A 17,983-nucleotide genomic window follows, 5' to 3' on the forward strand; every position below is an offset into this window, starting at 1 on the left:
GCGTTTCATTTGGAATCAGATCGGAAGGCTTAAGCTTGCGCTTCGTCTTCGTCTGTTTTCTCGACAGCTTCTGCCAGATCGTCGTCGTCGGATGCGGCGGAGCCGATATCGTCGAACAGTTCAGAGATCTCGAATTCGGCTGCAGCTTCTTCTTCTGCGGCCAGTTCCTGGATCGACTTGCCTGCGGCCTGAAGCTCGGCCTCTTCAGGGGAACGTGCAACGTTCAGCTGAATGGTGGCTTCGACTTCGGGGTGCAGGATGACGGTGACGTCATGCAGGCCCAGGTCTTTGATCGGGCTGCCCAGAACGACCTGTTTGCGGTCGATGGTGAAGCCTTCGGCTGTAGCAACGTCTGCCGCGTCACGGGTCGTAACCGAACCGTAAAGCGCACCCGAATCGGAGGCGGAGCGGATGACGATGAACTGCTGACCGTTAAGCTTGTCGGACAGTGCTTCGGCTTCTTTTTTGGTCTCGAGGTTTTGTGCCTCAAGCTGGGCTTTCTGACCTTCAAAGGCTTCGATGTTGGCTTTGGAAGCCGACAGCGCTTTGCCTTGGGGCAGCAGGAAGTTGCGTGCGTAGCCGGGCTTTACGTCCACGACTTCGCCCATTTGGCCCAGTTTGGCCACACGTTCCAGAAGGATAACTTGCATGTGCTTTCTCCTTACTTAACGGCGTAGGGCAGCAGGGCGAGGAAGCGGGCGCGTTTGATGGCACGGGCCAATTCACGCTGCTTTTTCGCAGAGACTGCGGTGATGCGGGAAGGAACGATTTTGCCGCGCTCAGAGATGTAGCGCTGCAGAAGACGTGTGTCTTTGTAATCGATTGCCGGTGCGTTGTCGCCCGAGAAGGGGCAGACCTTACGACGGCGGAAAAATGGTTTAGCGGCCATGGTTTATGTCCTTTATTGCAAGCTGATGATCAACGACGTTCGCGGCGTTCGCCACGCTCGGGGCGCTCGTCACGTTTCTGCATCTGAACCGATGGCAGCTCTTTGTGCTCATCAACTTTGATGGTCAGAACGCGCATCACGTCATCATGCAAACGCATCAGGCGTTCCATTTCCTGTACGGCGGTCGCTGGTGCGTCCGAACGCAGGAAGGCATAGTGGCCCTTGCGGTTTTTGTTGATCTTGTAGGCCATCGTTTTGACGCCCCAGTATTCGCTGTCGACGAGCTTGCCGTCGTTGTCAGCCAAAACTGTGCCAAAATGTTCGATAAGGCCTTCTGCTTGCGTGTTGGACAAGTCCTGACGCGCAATCATAACATGCTCATAAAGCGGCATGTGCACTCCTATTTATATCAAGGCGCATTTCATAGGCAGGGCATTTGCGTTTTGCGGCCCCACCACGAGAGTCTGCGCGGTTCAAAAGATGATGCAAAACGAAGGGCCGATATACACGGTTTTGCAGGCAGGGCAAGGGTGCGTTGGCGCTATGGCACGGGCGTCTATCGATTTGGGGCGGATGATCCTTTGAAAAGTACCACTTCGATCACGGTCGCGCCTCTTTTTCGTCATGAACCCATACGAGAACTGAAGGGGAGATCACACGGTTAAGCAAGGTTTATCAGAACAATGGGCGCAGTTACGAATTTCTCGGCGGATAGTCTTCAGTTTTCGGCACAGGCCGGGATGGTAGATGGCTCTCGGGCGGTGGTGCGCAGCGTCCAGCGGTTGCTGGGGGCGGCCTTGGTGCTGGCGGCGTCGGGGTTGTGGCTGACGCCGGGGTCGAACTTTGGGTCAGATGTGATGCTGTTCAAGGTCGGGCTGTCGGCGTTGTCTGTGATGTTGGGGGCAAGCCTTTTGCTGTCGGGGCAAAAGCCCGCGCTGCCCGAGATCCAGATCGACACGCTGCGGCGCGAGCTGCGTTTGGTGCGTCCGCGCACGATGGGGGCGCAACGGGTGCTGCAACGCTGCAGTTTTGGCGATCTGGGGCGGGTGGAACGTATTGGTCGCAACTTTCACTTCTGGGACGGGCGCGGTAATTTCATCGTTGATGTCCATATCGCAGAGCGCCGCGTGGTCGATAACCTGACCTTTAGCCTGCGCGACTCCGGTCAGGCGATCTGATCGCAGCTTGATCGATATGTGCGTGTTTATCGCAAGTCTGACGGGCGACTGTTCGCCAATGCGCACTAACTGTTGAACGCTGCTGGGTTGCTGAAACGCTGAAATGCTTCATGTATGGTGCAGACAAACGCCAACAGGAGTATTCCAATGACCATGAAGTCTGTCCTTCTTGCCACCGCCCTGACACTGGGTGCCACCTCTGCTTTCGCCGCCGAGAAATATGTGCTGGACGCAAGCCATAGCCAGATCGTTTTTACCTATAACCACCTTGGGTTCTCGACCACCACGTCGATGTTCAGCGGTTTTGACGGTGAAATCATGCTGGACGAGGCAGAGCCCGCGAACTCCTCTGTCTCCGTATCTTTCCCGGTCAAAGACATGATCACCGGCTGGGAGCCCCGCACCGAGCACTTCATGACGGATGATTTCTTTGGCGCTGAAGATGGCGACATGGTGACGTTTGAATCCACCGGTATCGAGGTCACAGGCGAAAAGACCGCATTGATCACGGGCGATCTGACCATGAACGACGTGACCAAATCCGTTGTGCTGGATGCCAAGCTGAACCAGATGGGCGAGCATCCGATGGCCAAGAAGCCTTGGGCCGGTTTCGACGCGACGACCACGGTCACACGCACCGATTTCAACCTTGGTCAGTTCGCGCCTTTCGTCAGCGACGAAGTGCAAGTGAACATCTCTATCGAAGCGATGAAGGCTGAGTAAGCTTTTCATCGTATAAAGAGAAACGAGAACGCCGGGGCAGGACCCCGGCGTTTTTGCGATTATGGGGGGCGGGATTACTGCCCGCGTGTGGCGGTGAGGTCGATATTCACCGTGACGCTAAAGGCCAGCGTGCTTTCGTCCGTCACCGTTTCCCCGATGCCAAAGTTGCGACGGTCCAGCGTGGTGGAGCCTGTCATCCGGGCAGTGTCTCCCTCCAACGTCAGGGTGAAAGGCAGGTCGATCGGCATCGTCTGATCTTTGATCGTCAGGCTGCCCGCTGCGACATAGCCGTCGGCGGTGGCATTGATATCAGCCTGAAAAATCGCGGTGGGGAAGGCCTCGCTGTTGAAGAAATCCGCCCCCATCGCCTGATCCGTCACCGACCCCAGGCTCAGCGACGGGATCGCGACCGTGGTTGTTACATCGCCCGCTTTGCCGGATTGTACGGTGTCGTCAAAGGTGATCGCGGATGTCCAATCGGCAAAGCTGCCAGCCACGACGGACCCGAACTGCGTGACCTCTAGCGCGATGGTCCCATCCTGCACCTGCCAGTCAGAGGTGACATCCTCTAGCGCGGCGGTCTCGGTCGGAGCGGGTTGATCGCTTTGCTGGCCCAAGCCAAGGCCCAGCCCCAGCCCGACGGCGATCGCGGCGACCCAGACCACAGTGGCCGTGATCACCGGCGCGGCAGAGTGGTGCTGCGCAGGCAGCGGGCCGACGACGGCTTCGCCCGGCAACATCCGCCGCAGGGTCGAATCGCGGTCCACAACGTGGTGCTTCGCCGCGCCAGCGATATGCAGGATCAACGCGCCGATCAGCAGTTTGCCCGAGATGACGTGCAGCGCGCCAAAGGCGTGCTCTAAAGTTGTGTTCTTGGGAATAAACGGCAGCGACTGCCCCAGCGGCCACCAGATTGGCGCAAAGCCAGAGGCGGCGGCGTGGTTGATCCAGCCGGCCAGCGGGACGATCACCAGCGACCCATAGAGCACCCAATGCACCGTTTCCGCCAGCCAGCTTTCAAGACGGTGATCCGCGTTCAGCAGCCCCGGTTTGGGTTGGGTAAAGGCCCAGATGATGCGGGCAAGGGCGACAAAGAAGACCGTCACGCCCAGTGTTTTGTGCAGCGAGAACAGCCACGCTTTGCGGGTCAGCGCCGCTTGCGTATCGTGGGGCAGATCGCTGGCATAAAGGCCAAGGGCGATCAGCGTGAGGATCAGCAGGGCGGTGAGCCAGTGAAGGAACTTGGTCACCCCGCCGTAGCGGATTGAGGTATTGGTTAAGGCCATCTGGGTGCTCCGTCGCGAAATGGGGTGGTTTCTCCATACTGCAACGGGGCTTGGGGACCAATGCGGATCAGCGCACAGTCGCCGTGCAGGCTTGTTTGACGGCCACCCACGCGCTAAAGCGCTGGAAACGCAAATTCGGGGGGCTTTATGACCATTGCATTCGTATATCCGGGCCAAGGCGCGCAAACCATCGGTATGGGCCGCGATCTGGCCGACGCCTATCCGGCGGCAAAGGCCGTGTTTGACGAGGTGGACGAAGCCTTGGGCGAAAAGCTGTCGACGCTGATCTGGGAAGGCGACGGGGACGAGCTGACGCTGACACAGAACGCGCAGCCTGCCTTGATGGCGACATCAATGGCGGCGATGGCGGCGTTGAAGGCCGAAGGCGTTACCGTCGATAAGGCGGCCTATGTCGCGGGCCATTCGCTGGGTGAATATGCGGCACTATGCGCGGCGGGGACATTCTCGCTTGCCGATACGGCGCGGTTGCTGCGCATCCGGGGGCGGGCGATGCAGGCGGCTGTGCCCGTGGGGCAGGGCGCTATGGCCGCCCTTCTGGGGCTGAGCTTTGATCAGGCCGAGGCCGTCGCCGCAGAGGCCGCGCAGGGCGAGGTCTGTCAGGTCGCCAACCAGAACGATCCGGCGCAGAATGTCGTTTCGGGCAGCAAGGCTGCCGTGGAACGCGCGATTGATCTGGCGAAAGCGGCTGGCGCCAAGCGCGCGCTGCTCTTGCCTGTGTCTGCCCCGTTCCACTGTGCCCTGATGGCCCCCGCCGCAGAAGAGATGGCCGGTGCGCTGGCGGATGTGACAATGAACGCCCCTGCCGTGCCCGTGGTGGCGAATGTGGTGGCCGAGGCGGTCACCGATCCCGAACAGATCCGCAAGCTGCTGATCGAACAGGTCACCGGTCAGGTGCGCTGGATGTCGTCGGTTGAATGGATGGGCGCGCAGGGCGTGACCGAGGTCTGGGAAATCGGCGCGGGCAAGGCGCTGTCCGGCATGATCCGCCGCATCAACAAGGAAATCACCTGCGTGAACATCGGCACCGCTGCCGATGCCGCTGCCGTGAAAACGGCCTGAGTCAGGCTGCGAAAGGAATTACATATGTTTGATCTTACTGGAAAAAATGCGCTGGTCACCGGGGCTTCGGGTGGTATCGGCGCGGAAATCGCGCGCAGCCTGCATGCCCGTGGCGCGACCGTGGGCCTGTCCGGCACCCGCACCGAACCTCTTGAGGCGCTGGCCGCCGAACTGGGCGAGCGCGCCCATGTGCTGCCCTGTAACCTGAGCGATATGGACGCCGTTGACGCGCTGCCCAAACAGGCGGCCGAAGCGATGGGATCGGTTGATATTCTGGTCAATAACGCCGGCATCACCCGCGACAACCTGTTCATGCGCATGTCGGACGATGAATGGAATTCGGTCCTGAACGTCAATCTGACCGCGACATTCAAGCTCTGCAAAGGCGTCATGCGCGGGATGATGAAGGCGCGTTGGGGCCGGATCGTGAATATCTCGAGCGTGGTCGGGGCCACCGGTAACCCCGGTCAGGCGAACTATGCCGCGTCCAAGGCCGGTATGGTGGGCATGTCCAAATCGCTTGCCTATGAGGTTGCCAGCCGCGGGATCACCGTGAACGCGGTCGCCCCCGGTTTCATTACCACGGCAATGACGGACAAGCTGACCGACGACCAAAAGGCGGGAATCATGGGGCAAATCCCTGCGGGCCGTATGGGCGAAGCATCCGAAATCGCGTCGGCTGTTGTCTATCTGGCGAGTGCGGAAGCCGCCTATGTTACCGGAACCACCTTGCATGTGAACGGCGGCATGGCCATGTTGTGACCCTGCGCTGCAAAGCGTTTGCCAAATCTGCGTCTTGTGCTAAATGGGGCGCAGATTCCATCATAGGGAGGCTTGATTGCCCCCCTTACCTTGTGACAACAAGGGCCATAGCCGCCCCTCGGGGCACGATCCATACGGACCACATAAGGTTCTGACGGAAACAGAAGAGGGCAGGATTGCCCGAATGAATGAGGACTGAATATGAGCGACGTCGCAGACCGCGTAAAGAAGATCGTTGTAGAGCACCTGGGTGTTGAAGAAGACAAAGTTGTTGAGAACGCATCGTTCATCGACGATCTTGGCGCAGACAGCCTCGACACTGTTGAGCTGGTTATGGCGTTCGAAGAAGAGTTCGGCATCGAGATTCCCGATGACGCAGCCGAGAACATCCAGACTTTCGGCGACGCGGTCAAGTTCATCAAAGAAGCGTCCTAAGACGTTTTCGCCAGCCGCAGCCCAATAGGCGTCGCGGCGGCACGAGATTTAGAGAACGGCGTTCTTCCTAGCGGAAGGGCGCCGTTTTTGCTTGGGGGGACCGCGCGTCACTTGTGTTGCGCGGGCTGCGGCGTGACACTGACGGTGACAGAAATTCAAGCGTGAAGGTAATTCACCACATGTCGCGATCAGTACCGACCATCAATACCGCCCGTCTCACCCTGCGCGCCATGCGGGCCGAAGACTTCCCCCGTTATGCTGACATCTGGGCGACGCCCGCCGTGGTGACCCATATTACCGGCAAGCCCAAACCCAAGGCCGAAAGCTGGGATGCGTTTCTGCGCAATGCGGGCCATTGGCAGATTGTCGGGTTTGGTCAATGGGCGATCCAGTCGCGCGGCACCCGCGAGATGGAGGGTCAGGTCGGGTTTTTCTTTGGGTCCCGCGGGTTTGGCGACGATTTCGATCCCTTTCCCGAGGCCGGTTGGGTGCTGGCCCCCGAAGCGCAGGGCACGGGGCTGGGGCTGGAAGCCGCGCGTGCGGCGCATGACTGGTTCGACCGCGTGGTGACGGGGCGCACGGTATGTATGATCGCCGTGGCGAATGCATCTTCGCTGCGTCTGGCCGAGACCTTGGGATATACCGCGCTGCGCGACATAGACCTTGACGGCGACAAGATACGTCTGATGACGCGCAAAGGCCCGCCGGTCTGACCGTGGCTTGGGCGCTTCGCGTCTTGAAATTTACGGTCTCGGCAAGGTATAGCCGGTCAACGCAAAGAAACACCAAGGGGCTTGGATATGCGCAGAGTAGTAGTGACAGGTTTGGGATTGGTAACTCCGTTGGCCGATGGCGTGGAGGCCAGCTGGTCCAGAATTTTGGATGGTCAGTCCGGGGCGGGCAAGATCACGGGCTTCGATCCCAGCAAGCTGGTCACTCAATACGCCTGCGAAGTGCCGCTTGGCGACGGTACGGATGGTACCTTTAACGGCGACAAGTATATGGAGCCGAAAGAACAGCGCAAAGTGGATACCTTTATCCTGTTCGGCATGGCCGCAGCACAGCAAGCGGTCGAGGATTCCGGCTGGATGCCCACGGACCGCGAAGATCTGGAACGCACCGGCGTCTTGATCGGGTCGGGCATCGGGGGCCTGAACTCTATCGCGAACACTGCCGTGATGATGCACGAGAAAGGCCCGCGCCGCGTGAGCCCGTTCTTTGTGCCCGGCGCGCTGATCAACCTGATCTCGGGTCAGGTATCGATTCGCTATGGATTCCGCGGCCCGAACCATTCGGTCGTGACCGCCTGTTCCACCGGCGCCCATGCGATTGGTGACGCAAGCCGTCTGATCCAGCATGGCGACGCGGATGTGATGATTGCCGGCGGGGCCGAGGCCGCGATTTGCGAGATCGGCATGGCGGGCTTCAACGCCTGTAAAGCGCTGTCCACCAAGCGGGGCGACGACCCCACCAAGGCAAGCCGCCCCTATGACGCGGATCGTGACGGTTTCGTCATGGGCGAGGGCGCGGGTATTGTCGTGCTGGAAGAATACGAACACGCCAAGGCGCGTGGGGCCAAGATCTATGCCGAGGTGCTGGGGTATGGTCTGTCAGGCGATGCCTATCACATCACCGCCCCTGCCGAGGATGGCGACGGGGCCGAACGGTCCATGCGCAACGCCCTGCGTGGTGCCGGGCTGGAGCCAAAAGACATCGACTATATCAACGCGCATGGCACATCGACCATGGCTGATGTGATCGAACTGGGCGCGGTCGAGCGGATGCTGGGCGACGCGGTTGAGACGGTCACCATGTCGTCGACGAAATCCGCGACAGGTCACCTGTTGGGGGCTGCTGGCGCGATCGAGGCGATCTTCTCTATCCTTGCGATCCGCGATCAGGTGGCCCCACCGACCATCAACCTCGACAATCCTGCGGTTGAAACCAAGATCGATCTGGCCCCGAACAAGAAGGTCGAGCGCAAGATTGATGTCGCGCTGAGCAACTCTTTCGGCTTTGGTGGCACCAACGCGAGCGTGATCTTCGGGAAAGCATCCTAATGTGGCGTCATATCGCGTCTAACGCTGTTACGTTTCTGATTTTAGGCTTGTTTTTGTTAGGCGGGATTATCCTGTGGGGGCGGGGGCAGTATGATGCCCCCGGTCCGCTGTCGCAGGCGATCTGCCTGCAGGTGGAGCGCGGGTCGAACATGCGTGCCGTGGGCGATGATCTTGCTACGCAAGAGGCCGTAAGCTCGGCTGCGATTTTCCGTCTTGGGGCGGAGTATGAGGAAAAGACCCGCGACCTGAAGGCGGGGAGCTTTCTGATCCAGCCCGAAGCCTCGATGAAAGAGATCGTGGACACGGTGACACGTGGCGGGGCAAGCACCTGCGGTACCGAAGTTGTCTACCGCATCGGTGTGAACCGCATCAGCACGCAGGTGCGCGAGCTGGACCCCGCAACAAGCCGTTTCGTGGAGCGTGCCGAATTCACCCCCGGTGAGGATGAGGTGCCAGAGGTCTATACCCAGACCAAGGCGAAGGCCGACACGCGGTTCCGCATCGCGATGGCAGAGGGCGTGACAAGCTGGCAGGTGGCCGAGGCGTTGAAAGCCATTGATCTGCTGTCTGGCGAGATCGCGGCGGTGCCTGCGGAGGGATCCTTGGCCCCCGACAGCTATGAGGTCTCGGAAGGGGACGACCGCGCAGAAATCCTGACGCGTATGGCCGCGGCACAAGAACAGCGTTTGGCTGAAGCCTGGGAGGCTCGCGATCCGGGGCTGCCTGTCGAGACGCCTGAGGAGTTGTTGATCCTTGCCTCTATCGTCGAGAAGGAAACCGGCGTACCGGAAGAGCGCGAACAGGTGGCGAGCGTTTTCGTCAACCGTTTGAATCAGGGCATGCGTCTGCAGACGGACCCGACCGTGATCTACGGGATCACCAACGGGCAGGGCGTCTTGGGGCGTGGTCTGCGCCGCAGTGAGCTGCGCGAGGAGACCCCGTTCAACACCTACGTCATCGACGCGTTGCCACCGACGCCGATTGCGAACCCCGGACGTGCGAGCCTGATGGCTGCGGCACAACCGGCCAGCGAGGACTATGTTTTCTTCGTTGCCGATGGCACCGGCGGTCACGCTTTTGCCGAGACATTGGAAGAGCATAACGCCAATGTCGCGCGCTGGCGCAAGATCGAGGCGGAGCGTGGCGCGGAAGCGGCGGGCAATGCGTCGACGGGTGGAAACTAAGGGTCAGAGCGGGCGCGGATTTGGGTTAAATTAGGAATTTGTTAACCATCGTAAGGGCTTGGAAGGTTTCGGTAACCTTGTTTTTCTTGACTTTGCGTCCGCTCTGACATAGAAATACGTCCATGCTAGAAGACATGGGCAAACGGCCCCGGATTAAGTTCCGGTGGCCGTTTTTTCGTGTCTGCTCGGGTTGGAGGTCCAAAACGAGAGGTAAGAGCAAGATGACGATGAATACCCCGGAACAGGAAATTGCTGCCAGCGAAGAGCAGCTTCAGGCGTTGCAGGTCGCGATCCGCGATTTGCGCCGCGAGATAGAGAGCCTGCGCGAACAGGCCCGATCCGGGGAGGAAGTAAACGAAACAGCAGCGTCGAAGGCATTGGGTAAGGCCAGTGGCATGGTGGCGACTTGCGTCAAGGTGGAGACCTATCTGAATGAGTGCAGAAACAGACAAGCGGGCATTGCCCGAGGGGGATACGCGCTGGACATGGAAAGGGCGCGGGCTGACATCGGGTGCAAGCTGGATCGGCTCCGCCGATGTTGCGGTGCAAGACCGGTTCCTGAATGATCTGGAGGAGGGAGAGCTTTTGGCTCTCCCTTTTTTGTTCGAGTTCTGGGCCATGCCGCATCAGCTGCCCCCCGACGGCGACTGGCGGTCCTGGGTGATCATGGGCGGGCGCGGTGCGGGCAAGACGCGCGCGGGGGCGGAATGGGTGCGTGCGCAGGTCGAAGGGGCGCGGCCCTTGGATGCGGGGCGCTGTCGCCGCGTGGCGCTGGTGGGAGAGACCATCGAGCAGGTGCGCGAGGTGATGATCTTTGGCGACAGCGGGATATTGGCGTGCTCGCCCGCTGACCGGCGACCGGATTGGGAGGCGACGCGCAAGCGGTTGGTCTGGCCCAATGGGGCCGTGGCGACGGTGCATACGGCGCATGACCCAGAGGGGCTGCGCGGGCCGCAGTTTGACGCGGCCTGGGTGGATGAGCTGGCCAAGTGGAAGAAGGCGGAAGAGACGTGGGACCAGTTGCAGTTCGCCTTGCGGTTGGGGGAGGATCCGCGGGTCTGTGTGACCACGACTCCGCGCAATGTCGGCGTATTGAAAAACCTGCTGGCGTCGCCGTCGACCGTGACCACCCATGCCCCGACAGAGGCGAATGCCGCGAACCTTGCGGGCTCTTTCCTCGAAGAGGTGCGGGCGCGCTATCGCGGGACGCGGTTGGGCCGACAGGAACTGGACGGTGTGTTGCTGGCCGATGCGGAAGGGGCGCTGTGGACATCCGAGCGGATCGAGGCCGGGCGGGTGCGGGATGTGCCGCTGCTGGACCGGATCGTTGTGGGGTTGGACCCTGCCACCACCGCCGGCGCGGGGTCGGATGAATGCGGGATCGTGGTGGTGGGTGCCCAGACCCAAGGCCCGCCGCAGGATTGGCGCGCCGTCGTGCTGGCCGATTGCACGGTACAGGGGGCGACCCCGTCGGGCTGGGCGCGCGCGGCGATCAGCGCGATGGCGCAGTACGGCGCAGATCGTCTTGTCGCCGAGGTCAATCAGGGCGGGCAGATGGTGGCGGAGGTCTTGCGTCAGGTCGACCCATTGGTGCCGGTCAAATCGGTTCATGCCAGCCGTGGTAAGGTGGCACGGGCGGAGCCTGTGGCGGCACTTTATGAGCAGGGGCGCGTGGGGCATGTGGCGGGGCTGGACGCGCTGGAGGACCAGATGTGCCGGATGACAGCGCGGGGCTATGAGGCGACTGGGTCGCCTGATCGCGTCGATGCGCTGGTCTGGGCGCTGCATGAGCTGATGATCGAGCCTGCGGCACAGTGGCGGATGCCCGGGGTGCGTGGATTGTGAGCGCGTTGCGGAGGAGAGCGGCCCTTCGGGGAGAGTTTAACGGGCAAAATGAAGCGCTGTTGCGGGCGGGGCGTTCGCTCTGGTCGGGCGGCGTTAAGGGATTGGTGAGATCTTCATGGGGCGGTCAATGAGCAGGGAGAGCAGCGGCATGGTTTTTGATTTTCTCAAACGGGGGGCGGTTGAGGTGGTTGCGGAGAAGAAAGCCTCTGCCACGGGGCCTGTCGTTGCGGTTCAGACCAGCGGGCGCGTGGCCTGGAGCCCGCGCGATGTGGTCAGCCTGACGCGCAGCGGGTTTTGCGGCAACCCTGTGGGGTTTCGGTCGGTGAAGCTGATTGCGGAAGCCGCGGCGGCCTTGCCGCTGGTGTTGCAGGATGCCGCGCAACGGTTCGAGGCGCATCCGCTGCTGGATCTGGTGGCACGGCCCAATGGGGCGCAGGGGCGTGCGGAGCTGCTGGAGGCGCTTTATGCGCAGCTGTTGTTGACGGGCAACGGCTATATCGAGGCGGTTGGCGCGGGGCCGGTGCCGGTGGAGCTGCATGTCTTACGGTCGGATCGCATGTCGGTGGTGCCGGGGGCGGATGGCTGGCCGGTGGCCTATGAATATGCCGTTGGCGGGCGCAAGCATCGGTTTGACGTGGCCGGGGATACGGCCGCGATCTGTCACATCAAGAATTTCCACCCGCAGGATGACCATTATGGGTTCAGCCCGTTGCAGGCGGCGGCGATGGCCTTGGATGTGCATGGCGCGGCCTCGCGCTGGAGCAAGGCCTTGCTGGACAATGCGGCGCGGCCATCGGGGGCGATTGTCTACCGGGGGGCCGAGGGGCAGGGCAAGTTGAGTGATGATCAGTATGACCGTTTGGTCAGCGAGATGGAGAGTCACCATCAAGGCGCGCGCAATGCGGGGCGGCCGATGCTGCTGGAAGGCGGGTTGGATTGGAAGCCGATGGGGTTTTCGCCCTCGGACATGGAGTTTCACCGCACCAAGGAGGCGGCGGCGCGGGAAGTGGCGCTGGCTTTTGGGGTGCCGCCGATGCTGCTGGGGATCGCGGGGGATGCGACCTATGCCAATTATCAGGAGGCGCATCGGGCGTTCTACCGGCTGACGGTCCTGCCTTTGGCCACTCGGGTTGCCGCGGCGCTTGGCGCATGGCTGGCGGGGTTCACGCATGAGGCGGTGACGTTGAAGCCCGATCTGGATCAGGTGCCCGCCCTGGCGCAGGAGCGTGACGCGCAATGGGCGCGGGTGGCGGGGGCGGATTTTCTGACGCAGGCGGAAAAGCGGTCTTTGTTGGGGCTGCCAGCGGTGGCGGCGGATGGTTGAGGAGATGGGATATGACCGGTTTGAATGTGCGCCGGGGTTGCGGTTGCAGGCGCATGAGAGGGTGAGCGCGATCCACCACGAGAACCTCTTGCAGCGGCTCGACCGGCTGGAGGAGATGATGGAGCGGCTGGAGCGGCGGTTGTGGTTGACCGTCTATGGTGTGGTCGCGGTGATTTTGGCGCAGGCGGTACAGTCGTTTCTGGTGGTCGCGCCGTAGCAATTTGAACGCAAGGGAGGGTGTCATGGAAGATGGCATGCGCTTCGGCCTCGGGTCGGAGAACGGGAGAGGTTTGCCCCATATGGGCGCTGGGTTGGAGCATAAGTTCGCGCGTTTCGACGAGGGGCTTGTGGTGGAGGGCGGCACCGAGATCAGCGGCTATGCCAGCCTGTTCGGGCGGGTCGATCAGGGTGGTGATCTGGTGGCACGGGGGGCTTATGGCGCCTCGCTGGCGGCGGCGGAGGCCGCGGGGCGTCGGATCAAGATGCTGTGGCAGCATGATCCGGCACAGCCCATCGGCGTCTGGGACGAACTGCGCGAGGATGCGCGGGGGCTTTGGGTCAAGGGGCGGCTGCTGGACAGTGTGGCGCGGGGCCGCGAGGCGGCGGCCTTGGTCGAGGCCGGGGCGATTGATGGCCTGAGCATTGGCTATCGCACGCAGCGGGCGGCCAAGAATGACGCGGGCCAGCGGGTGCTGCAGACCCTGGACCTGTGGGAGGTGTCGCTGGTGACCTTTCCCATGCTCCCCACGGCGCGGATCGCGGCCAAAGGGGATTTTATCGCCATCGGAGACGTCTTGCGCGGCATGGCCGGTGTCTTTGACGAGGCGCGGCGGAATTTGAAACGGAACGGAGGGTAAGCGGATGGAACGACACGAGGATGACATGGGCACCGAGCCCCGAGGCGCGGTCGAGGAGATGCGCCGCGCGGTGGGTGGATTTGTGCAGGATTTCAAAGGGTTTCAGGACGAGATGACGACCAAGTTGCAACAAACAGAAGAGCGAATGACTATGTTGGATCGAAAGATGACTTTGCCGGCGCGCACACCATTGGCGGGGGCTGTGGACAGCGGTGCGCCGCATCAGAAGGCGCTGCATGCCTATATCCGCAACGGCGACGACGACGGGTTGCGCGGGCTTGAGCTAGAGAGCAAGGCGCTGTCGGCGGCGGTGAATTCGGATGGTGGCTATCTGGTGGACCCGCAGACCTCGGATCGGGTGAAGTCGGTGTTGAATGCAACGGCCTCTATCCGGGCGATTGCGTCGGTGGTGCAGGTCGAGGCGACCTCTTACGACGTGCTGGTGGATCATGCGGATGTCGGGGCCGGTTGGGCGACAGAAACGGGGGCCGTGTCCGAGACCGATACGCCGCAGATCGACCGGATCACCATCCCGCTGCACGAGCTGAGCGCGCTGCCCAAAGCCTCGCAGCGGTTGCTGGATGACAGTGCCTTTGACATCGAAGCGTGGTTGGCGGGGCGGATCGCCGATAAATTCTCGCGGGCAGAGGCCGCAGCCTTTATCCACGGGGACGGGATCGACAAGCCCAAGGGGTTTCTGGCCCATGCCACGGTCGACAATGTGATCTGGGAGTGGGGCAATCTGGGCTATGTGCCCACCGGCGTCGCTGGCGAGATCACGGCGGATGCGGTGGTTGATCTGGTCTATGCGCTTGGGGCGCAGTACCGCGCGCAGGCGAGTTTTGTGATGAGTTCGAAGACGGCAGGGATCGTGCGCAAGCTCAAGGATCTGGACGGGCGGTTCCTGTGGTCTGACGGGATGACGCAGGGCCAGCCCGCGCGGCTGATGGGCTATCCGGTGCTGGTGGCCGAGGACATGCCCGATGTGGCGGCGGATTCATTCTCGGTCGCCTTCGGTGATTTTGCCGCCGGTTACACCGTAGCAGAGCGGCCCGACCTGCGGATCCTGCGCGATCCCTTCAGCGCCAAGCCGCATGTCCTGTTCTATGCCACCAAACGGGTGGGCGGCGACGTGAGCGACTTTGCCGCGATCAAGCTGCTGAAATTCGGCACCGCCTAAGGCGCGGGGTCGAATGGGGGGCTGGCGGTGGCTGGCCCCATCCCCCCGGACGCGCCGTGATGCGCCGGGTGCATTGCCTAGCTGCTGCCTCCGACCGAGCGATGCAGTCGGGGTGCGCGTTCGGGGGGCTTTGGCGGGCTAGATTTGGAGCGATGAGATGTTGATCGAAGAGACAGGGGTGGCGGAGGCCGATCTGCCGCTGGAGCCGTTTAAGGCGCATTTGCGGATGGGCAGCGGTTTTGGCACCGAAACCGTACAAGAGCCCGTTTTGGCGAGCTTTTTGCGTGCCGCCATTGCCGCGATTGAGGCGCGCACAGGTAAGGCGCTGATCTCGCGGTTGTTTACCATGACCGTGCAAGAGTGGGCGGACCCGCAGGCGCAGGCTATGCCCGTTGGGCCGGTCCGGCAGATCGTGAGCGTCACCGTGGTGTCGCGGGATGCGATGGAGACGGTAATCGAGCCGCAGCGCTATTGGCTGGTGCGCGATATGCAGACCCCGCTGTTGAAACCATCAGGGGCGATGCTGCCGTTCATTCCGCCCCAAGGGTCGGTGGAGGTCTTGTTCGAGGCGGGGCTTGGGGAAAGCTGGGGCGCTGTGCCCGCGGATTTGCAGCAGGCCGTGCTGATGCTGGCGGCGCATTACTATGAATACCGCCACGAGACCCGCCTTGGGGATGGCTGCATGCCCTTTGGGGTGAGCAGCCTGATCGAGCGCTACCGCCCGCTGCGGATCGGCTTGGGGGCACGCGCATGAGCCGGCTGTCGTTGAACCGCCGCTTGGTGTTGGAGGCGCAGGTGCCTCAGCCTGATGGCGCGGGCGGAGAGAGCCGGAGCTGGGTGCGTGTGGGGGATCTCTGGGCGGATGTCACGGCGCGGCGGGGCCGGCGTTTGGGGCGTGGCGGTATTGCGGTGAGCCGCGGGGTCTATGTGGTGACGGTACGCGGTGCGCCAGTGGGCGATCCCGCGCGCCCCTTGCCGCAGCAGCGCTTTCGCGAGGGCACACGGGTTTATCAGATCCAGTCGGTGGCAGAGCAGGACGCACAAGGACGGTATCTGGCCTGCCTGACCCATGAGGAGGTGGCGGTATGAGCTATGGCATGGGGTTTGCCCTGCAACAGGCGGTCTTTGGCGTGTTGAGCACGGATCAGGAGATCACGGCGCTGGTGGGGGATGCGGTTTTTGATGCGGCCCCTGCGGGGGAGGTGCCGGCGCTGTATGTGCAGTTGGGGTCCGAAGCGGTGCGCGATGCCTCTGACGGGGCGGGCGGCGGGGCGGAGCATCGGTTCACGGTTCTTGTCGTCACGCATCATGCGGGGTTCGCCCCTGCGAAACAGGTGGCCGCTGCGGTGAGTGATGCGCTGGCCGGTGGGCAGTTTGGCCTGAGCCGCGGGCGGCTGGTGAGCTTGCGGTTCGAGCGGGCCGTCGCACGACAGGTCGGGGCGGATGCGCGCCGCCAGATAGAGATGCGGTTCAGGGCGCGGGTTCAGGACGGCTGAGCCGAAGTATCAGGAAATTAACAGGAGAGTGGATATGGCTGTTCAAGCGGGCAAAGATCTTTTGGTCAAGGTGGACATGACGAGCGATGGTCAGTTCGAAACGATCGCGGGGCTGCGTGCCACGCGGGTGAGCTTTAACGCGGAGCCGGTTGAGGTGACCTCGCTTGACAGTGAGGGGGGCTGGCGGGAGCTGCTGGCGGGCGCGGGCGTCCGATCTGCCGCAATCAGCGGGTCGGGGGTGTTTCGCGATGCGGGCACGGATGAACGCGCACGGCAGTTGTTTTTTGACGGGCTGACGCCGGATTTCCAGATCGTGATCCCCAGCTTCGGTATTATCGAGGGGCCGTTCCAGGTGGCGGCCATTGAATATGGCGGGTCGCTGAATGGCGAGGCGACCTATGAGCTGAGCCTGCAATCCGCGGGGCAGCTGAGCTTTACCGCGGATACGGCAGACGCGCCCGAGGGCGGGGTCTGATCATGGTGAACCGGTGGCGAGGGGATGTGGCGCTGGTGGTGAACGGTCAGCGGCGCGTGGCACGGCTGACCCTGGGGGCTTTAGCCGAGCTGGAGGACGCGCTGGAGGAGCCGTCGCTGGTGGCTTTGGTCGAGCGGTTCGAGGGTCATCGGTTCAGCAGTCGGGATGTGCTGTTGCTGTTGGCCGCGGGGCTGCGTGCAGGGGGCACCGAGGTAAGTGCCGAGACGCTTGCGCAGGCCGAGATCGAGGGTGGGCCGGTGGCCGCTTCTCAGGCCGCCGCAGAGCTTTTGGCGCGGGCCTTTGTTGTGCCGGTATGAGCGTGCCACCCAAGAGGACAAAGGCAGAGACCGCGCTGGGGATGGACTGGGCCGCGCTACTGCGGGCGGGGCTGAGGGGGTTGACGCTGACGCCCGACGCATTCTGGGCGCTCACGCCGGCAGAGCTGCAACTGATGCTGGGGAGCGAGGCGGGGCGGGCTCCGCTGTTGGGGGATGGATTGGCAGCCTTGATGGCGGCTTATCCCGATAGGCAGAGAGAGGAAGACTGATGGCACAGGATGATACATTCGAAGGGCTAGAGGATGGCGCAGAGCGGTTGAATGAGACGCTTGGCGCGACGGCCACGCTGGTGGCTGGTTTCGATGCCGAACTGCGCCGTATGCGCAGCGCATTGGCCGCGACAGGCAAGGATGTCGCGACGTTGGAGAAGGGGCTGAGCCGTGGATTGCGCAGGGCCTTTGATGGTGTCGCGTTTGACGGGATGAAACTGTCGGATGCCCTGTCCACCGTGGCGCGGTCGATGGTGAACACGACCTACAACGCGGCGATGAAGCCGGTGTCCGATCACGTCGGCGGGCTGATCAGTCAGGGCGCGGGATCACTGGTGCAGGGAATACTCCCCTTTGCCGATGGGGCAGCGTTTTCGCAAGGACGTGTGATGCCTTTTGCTCAAGGGGGGATTGTTAGCACCGCCACAGGCTTTGGCATGCGCGGGGGGATGGGGCTGATGGGCGAGGCCGGACCGGAGGCGATCATGCCCTTGGCACGGGGGCCGGACGGTAAGCTGGGTGTCAAAGGGGGCGCGAGCGGCGGGACGACCGTGGTCATGAACATCACCACCCCTGATGTGCAGGGATTCCAACGCAGTCAAAGCCAGATCGCCGCTCAGCTGAGCCGCGCGCTGAACGCTGGCAACCGTAACCGCTAGGGG

24 protein-coding genes are annotated in these 17,983 nt (G+C 62.4%); 20 read left to right on the forward strand and 4 right to left on the reverse strand.

All coding sequences use genetic code 11. The features are described from left to right. Positions 1–29 precede the first annotated feature (29 nt). From rplI to rpsF, 3 genes are read right to left on the reverse strand one after another with little or no spacing between them, the layout of a single operon-like run. Entirely contained in the window at positions 30–650 is a 621-nt protein-coding gene (gene rplI, locus AADW22_RS07775) for a 50S ribosomal protein L9 (RefSeq protein WP_037943995.1), read from the reverse strand. Positions 651–661: 11 nt separating this feature from the next. Further along, positions 662–889 carry a 30S ribosomal protein S18 gene (gene rpsR / locus AADW22_RS07780; RefSeq protein ID WP_005852865.1) on the reverse strand — a complete coding sequence of 76 codons (228 nt, stop codon included), beginning with the start codon at positions 887–889 and terminating at the stop codon, positions 662–664. A gap of 29 nt (positions 890–918) precedes the next feature. Beyond that, positions 919–1,281 (reverse strand): 30S ribosomal protein S6, encoded by a 363-nt coding sequence (gene rpsF, locus AADW22_RS07785; protein WP_005852867.1) that lies wholly within the window; start codon positions 1,279–1,281, stop codon positions 919–921. A gap of 291 nt (positions 1,282–1,572) precedes the next feature. On the opposite strand from rpsF, the gene AADW22_RS07790 reads away from it, so the two are divergent. Beyond that, on the forward strand, positions 1,573–2,067 hold the full coding sequence (locus AADW22_RS07790; RefSeq protein WP_407473422.1) for a hypothetical protein: 495 nt from the start codon (positions 1,573–1,575) through the stop codon (positions 2,065–2,067). Positions 2,068–2,220: 153 nt separating this feature from the next. Beyond that, positions 2,221–2,790, forward strand: a complete 570-nt coding sequence (locus AADW22_RS07795; protein ID WP_180829322.1) for a YceI family protein — start codon at positions 2,221–2,223, stop codon at positions 2,788–2,790. Between the two features lie 74 nt (positions 2,791–2,864). Here the strand turns inward: AADW22_RS07795 and AADW22_RS07800 are convergent, their stop codons facing one another. Beyond that, a complete protein-coding gene (locus AADW22_RS07800) occupies positions 2,865–4,076 on the reverse strand; it encodes a cytochrome b/b6 domain-containing protein (protein WP_407473423.1) in 1,212 nt (403 codons plus the stop codon). A 147-nt stretch (positions 4,077–4,223) separates the two neighbouring features. Here AADW22_RS07800 and fabD point away from each other — a divergent pair, with 147 nt between their 5' ends. From fabD to AADW22_RS07890, 18 genes are all read left to right on the forward strand, one after another. Then, positions 4,224–5,156 (forward strand): ACP S-malonyltransferase, encoded by a 933-nt coding sequence (fabD, locus tag AADW22_RS07805; RefSeq protein ID WP_407473424.1) that lies wholly within the window; start codon positions 4,224–4,226, stop codon positions 5,154–5,156. Between the two features lie 24 nt (positions 5,157–5,180). Further along, entirely contained in the window at positions 5,181–5,918 is a 738-nt protein-coding gene (fabG, locus tag AADW22_RS07810; RefSeq protein WP_005852879.1) for a 3-oxoacyl-[acyl-carrier-protein] reductase, read from the forward strand. Between the two features lie 201 nt (positions 5,919–6,119). Continuing rightward, positions 6,120–6,353, forward strand: coding sequence for an acyl carrier protein (locus AADW22_RS07815; protein ID WP_005852881.1), 234 nt, complete (start codon positions 6,120–6,122; stop codon positions 6,351–6,353). Positions 6,354–6,532: 179 nt separating this feature from the next. Beyond that, positions 6,533–7,066, forward strand: a complete 534-nt coding sequence (locus AADW22_RS07820; RefSeq protein ID WP_317937995.1) for a GNAT family N-acetyltransferase — start codon at positions 6,533–6,535, stop codon at positions 7,064–7,066. An 87-nt stretch (positions 7,067–7,153) separates the two neighbouring features. Next, complete coding sequence (fabF, locus tag AADW22_RS07825; RefSeq protein WP_074635104.1) at positions 7,154–8,413, forward strand: beta-ketoacyl-ACP synthase II; 1,260 nt, start codon at positions 7,154–7,156, stop codon at positions 8,411–8,413. After that, on the forward strand, positions 8,413–9,597 hold the full coding sequence (mltG, locus tag AADW22_RS07830; protein WP_407473425.1) for an endolytic transglycosylase MltG: 1,185 nt from the start codon (positions 8,413–8,415) through the stop codon (positions 9,595–9,597). Before fabF ends, mltG begins: the two co-directional genes overlap by 1 nt. Before the next feature lie 618 nt (positions 9,598–10,215). Then, positions 10,216–11,442, forward strand: a complete 1,227-nt coding sequence (locus tag AADW22_RS07835; RefSeq protein ID WP_407474588.1) for a DNA-packaging protein — start codon at positions 10,216–10,218, stop codon at positions 11,440–11,442. A 148-nt stretch (positions 11,443–11,590) separates the two neighbouring features. Further along, the gene (locus tag AADW22_RS07840) at positions 11,591–12,766 is read left to right on the forward strand and encodes a phage portal protein (RefSeq protein ID WP_037944001.1); all 1,176 of its coding nucleotides are present in this window, start codon (positions 11,591–11,593) and stop codon (positions 12,764–12,766) included. Beyond that, on the forward strand, positions 12,759–12,983 hold the full coding sequence (locus AADW22_RS07845) for a hypothetical protein (RefSeq protein WP_005852894.1): 225 nt from the start codon (positions 12,759–12,761) through the stop codon (positions 12,981–12,983). Before AADW22_RS07840 ends, AADW22_RS07845 begins: the two co-directional genes overlap by 8 nt. A gap of 25 nt (positions 12,984–13,008) precedes the next feature. Further along, on the forward strand, positions 13,009–13,623 hold the full coding sequence (locus AADW22_RS07850; RefSeq protein WP_009826743.1) for an HK97 family phage prohead protease: 615 nt from the start codon (positions 13,009–13,011) through the stop codon (positions 13,621–13,623). A 4-nt stretch (positions 13,624–13,627) separates the two neighbouring features. Continuing rightward, complete coding sequence (locus AADW22_RS07855; RefSeq protein WP_180827546.1) at positions 13,628–14,803, forward strand: phage major capsid protein; 1,176 nt, start codon at positions 13,628–13,630, stop codon at positions 14,801–14,803. Positions 14,804–14,960: 157 nt separating this feature from the next. Beyond that, complete coding sequence (locus tag AADW22_RS07860) at positions 14,961–15,557, forward strand: head-tail connector protein (RefSeq protein WP_407473426.1); 597 nt, start codon at positions 14,961–14,963, stop codon at positions 15,555–15,557. Then, positions 15,554–15,892: a head-tail adaptor protein gene (locus AADW22_RS07865; RefSeq protein WP_243249999.1), complete on the forward strand. Its 339-nt coding sequence runs from the start codon at positions 15,554–15,556 to the stop codon at positions 15,890–15,892. The genes AADW22_RS07860 and AADW22_RS07865 overlap by 4 nt, the downstream gene beginning before the upstream one ends. Then, positions 15,889–16,299 (forward strand): DUF3168 domain-containing protein, encoded by a 411-nt coding sequence (locus tag AADW22_RS07870; RefSeq protein WP_407473427.1) that lies wholly within the window; start codon positions 15,889–15,891, stop codon positions 16,297–16,299. The genes AADW22_RS07865 and AADW22_RS07870 overlap by 4 nt, the downstream gene beginning before the upstream one ends. Positions 16,300–16,333: 34 nt before the next feature. Beyond that, positions 16,334–16,774: a phage major tail protein, TP901-1 family gene (locus tag AADW22_RS07875; protein WP_037944009.1), complete on the forward strand. Its 441-nt coding sequence runs from the start codon at positions 16,334–16,336 to the stop codon at positions 16,772–16,774. 2 nt (positions 16,775–16,776) lie between these two features. Next, positions 16,777–17,091: a gene transfer agent family protein gene (locus tag AADW22_RS07880; protein ID WP_009826749.1), complete on the forward strand. Its 315-nt coding sequence runs from the start codon at positions 16,777–16,779 to the stop codon at positions 17,089–17,091. Continuing rightward, positions 17,088–17,321: a rcc01693 family protein gene (locus AADW22_RS07885; RefSeq protein WP_051843950.1), complete on the forward strand. Its 234-nt coding sequence runs from the start codon at positions 17,088–17,090 to the stop codon at positions 17,319–17,321. The genes AADW22_RS07880 and AADW22_RS07885 overlap by 4 nt, the downstream gene beginning before the upstream one ends. Beyond that, positions 17,321–17,980 (forward strand): phage tail tape measure protein, encoded by a 660-nt coding sequence (locus AADW22_RS07890; RefSeq protein WP_407473428.1) that lies wholly within the window; start codon positions 17,321–17,323, stop codon positions 17,978–17,980. Before AADW22_RS07885 ends, AADW22_RS07890 begins: the two co-directional genes overlap by 1 nt. Positions 17,981–17,983 lie beyond the last annotated feature (3 nt).

The sequence above is a fragment of the Sulfitobacter sp. PM12 genome (assembly GCF_045586035.1).
In the GTDB taxonomy this organism is placed as follows: Bacteria; Pseudomonadota; Alphaproteobacteria; order Rhodobacterales; family Rhodobacteraceae; genus Sulfitobacter; species Sulfitobacter pontiacus.

Excerpts from the sequence above, each read along its gene's own strand:
- rplI (WP_037943995.1), bottom strand. The coding sequence starts at position 650 with ATGCAAGTTATCCTTCTGGAACGTGTGGCCAAACTGGGCCAAATGGGC.
- rpsR (WP_005852865.1), bottom strand. The coding sequence starts at position 889 with ATGGCCGCTAAACCATTTTTCCGCCGTCGTAAGGTCTGCCCCTTCTCG.
- rpsF (WP_005852867.1), bottom strand. The coding sequence starts at position 1,281 with ATGCCGCTTTATGAGCATGTTATGATTGCGCGTCAGGACTTGTCCAAC.
- AADW22_RS07790 (WP_407473422.1), top strand. The coding sequence starts at position 1,573 with ATGGGCGCAGTTACGAATTTCTCGGCGGATAGTCTTCAGTTTTCGGCA.
- AADW22_RS07795 (WP_180829322.1), top strand. The coding sequence starts at position 2,221 with ATGAAGTCTGTCCTTCTTGCCACCGCCCTGACACTGGGTGCCACCTCT.
- AADW22_RS07800 (WP_407473423.1), bottom strand. The coding sequence starts at position 4,076 with ATGGCCTTAACCAATACCTCAATCCGCTACGGCGGGGTGACCAAGTTC.
- fabD (WP_407473424.1), top strand. The coding sequence starts at position 4,224 with ATGACCATTGCATTCGTATATCCGGGCCAAGGCGCGCAAACCATCGGT.
- fabG (WP_005852879.1), top strand. The coding sequence starts at position 5,181 with ATGTTTGATCTTACTGGAAAAAATGCGCTGGTCACCGGGGCTTCGGGT.
- AADW22_RS07815 (WP_005852881.1), top strand. The coding sequence starts at position 6,120 with ATGAGCGACGTCGCAGACCGCGTAAAGAAGATCGTTGTAGAGCACCTG.
- AADW22_RS07820 (WP_317937995.1), top strand. The coding sequence starts at position 6,533 with ATGTCGCGATCAGTACCGACCATCAATACCGCCCGTCTCACCCTGCGC.
- fabF (WP_074635104.1), top strand. The coding sequence starts at position 7,154 with ATGCGCAGAGTAGTAGTGACAGGTTTGGGATTGGTAACTCCGTTGGCC.
- mltG (WP_407473425.1), top strand. The coding sequence starts at position 8,413 with ATGTGGCGTCATATCGCGTCTAACGCTGTTACGTTTCTGATTTTAGGC.
- AADW22_RS07835 (WP_407474588.1), top strand. The coding sequence starts at position 10,216 with ATGCCGCATCAGCTGCCCCCCGACGGCGACTGGCGGTCCTGGGTGATC.
- AADW22_RS07840 (WP_037944001.1), top strand. The coding sequence starts at position 11,591 with ATGGTTTTTGATTTTCTCAAACGGGGGGCGGTTGAGGTGGTTGCGGAG.
- AADW22_RS07845 (WP_005852894.1), top strand. The coding sequence starts at position 12,759 with ATGGTTGAGGAGATGGGATATGACCGGTTTGAATGTGCGCCGGGGTTG.
- AADW22_RS07850 (WP_009826743.1), top strand. The coding sequence starts at position 13,009 with ATGGAAGATGGCATGCGCTTCGGCCTCGGGTCGGAGAACGGGAGAGGT.
- AADW22_RS07855 (WP_180827546.1), top strand. The coding sequence starts at position 13,628 with ATGGAACGACACGAGGATGACATGGGCACCGAGCCCCGAGGCGCGGTC.
- AADW22_RS07860 (WP_407473426.1), top strand. The coding sequence starts at position 14,961 with ATGTTGATCGAAGAGACAGGGGTGGCGGAGGCCGATCTGCCGCTGGAG.
- AADW22_RS07865 (WP_243249999.1), top strand. The coding sequence starts at position 15,554 with ATGAGCCGGCTGTCGTTGAACCGCCGCTTGGTGTTGGAGGCGCAGGTG.
- AADW22_RS07870 (WP_407473427.1), top strand. The coding sequence starts at position 15,889 with ATGAGCTATGGCATGGGGTTTGCCCTGCAACAGGCGGTCTTTGGCGTG.
- AADW22_RS07875 (WP_037944009.1), top strand. The coding sequence starts at position 16,334 with ATGGCTGTTCAAGCGGGCAAAGATCTTTTGGTCAAGGTGGACATGACG.
- AADW22_RS07880 (WP_009826749.1), top strand. The coding sequence starts at position 16,777 with ATGGTGAACCGGTGGCGAGGGGATGTGGCGCTGGTGGTGAACGGTCAG.
- AADW22_RS07885 (WP_051843950.1), top strand. The coding sequence starts at position 17,088 with ATGAGCGTGCCACCCAAGAGGACAAAGGCAGAGACCGCGCTGGGGATG.
- AADW22_RS07890 (WP_407473428.1), top strand. The coding sequence starts at position 17,321 with ATGGCACAGGATGATACATTCGAAGGGCTAGAGGATGGCGCAGAGCGG.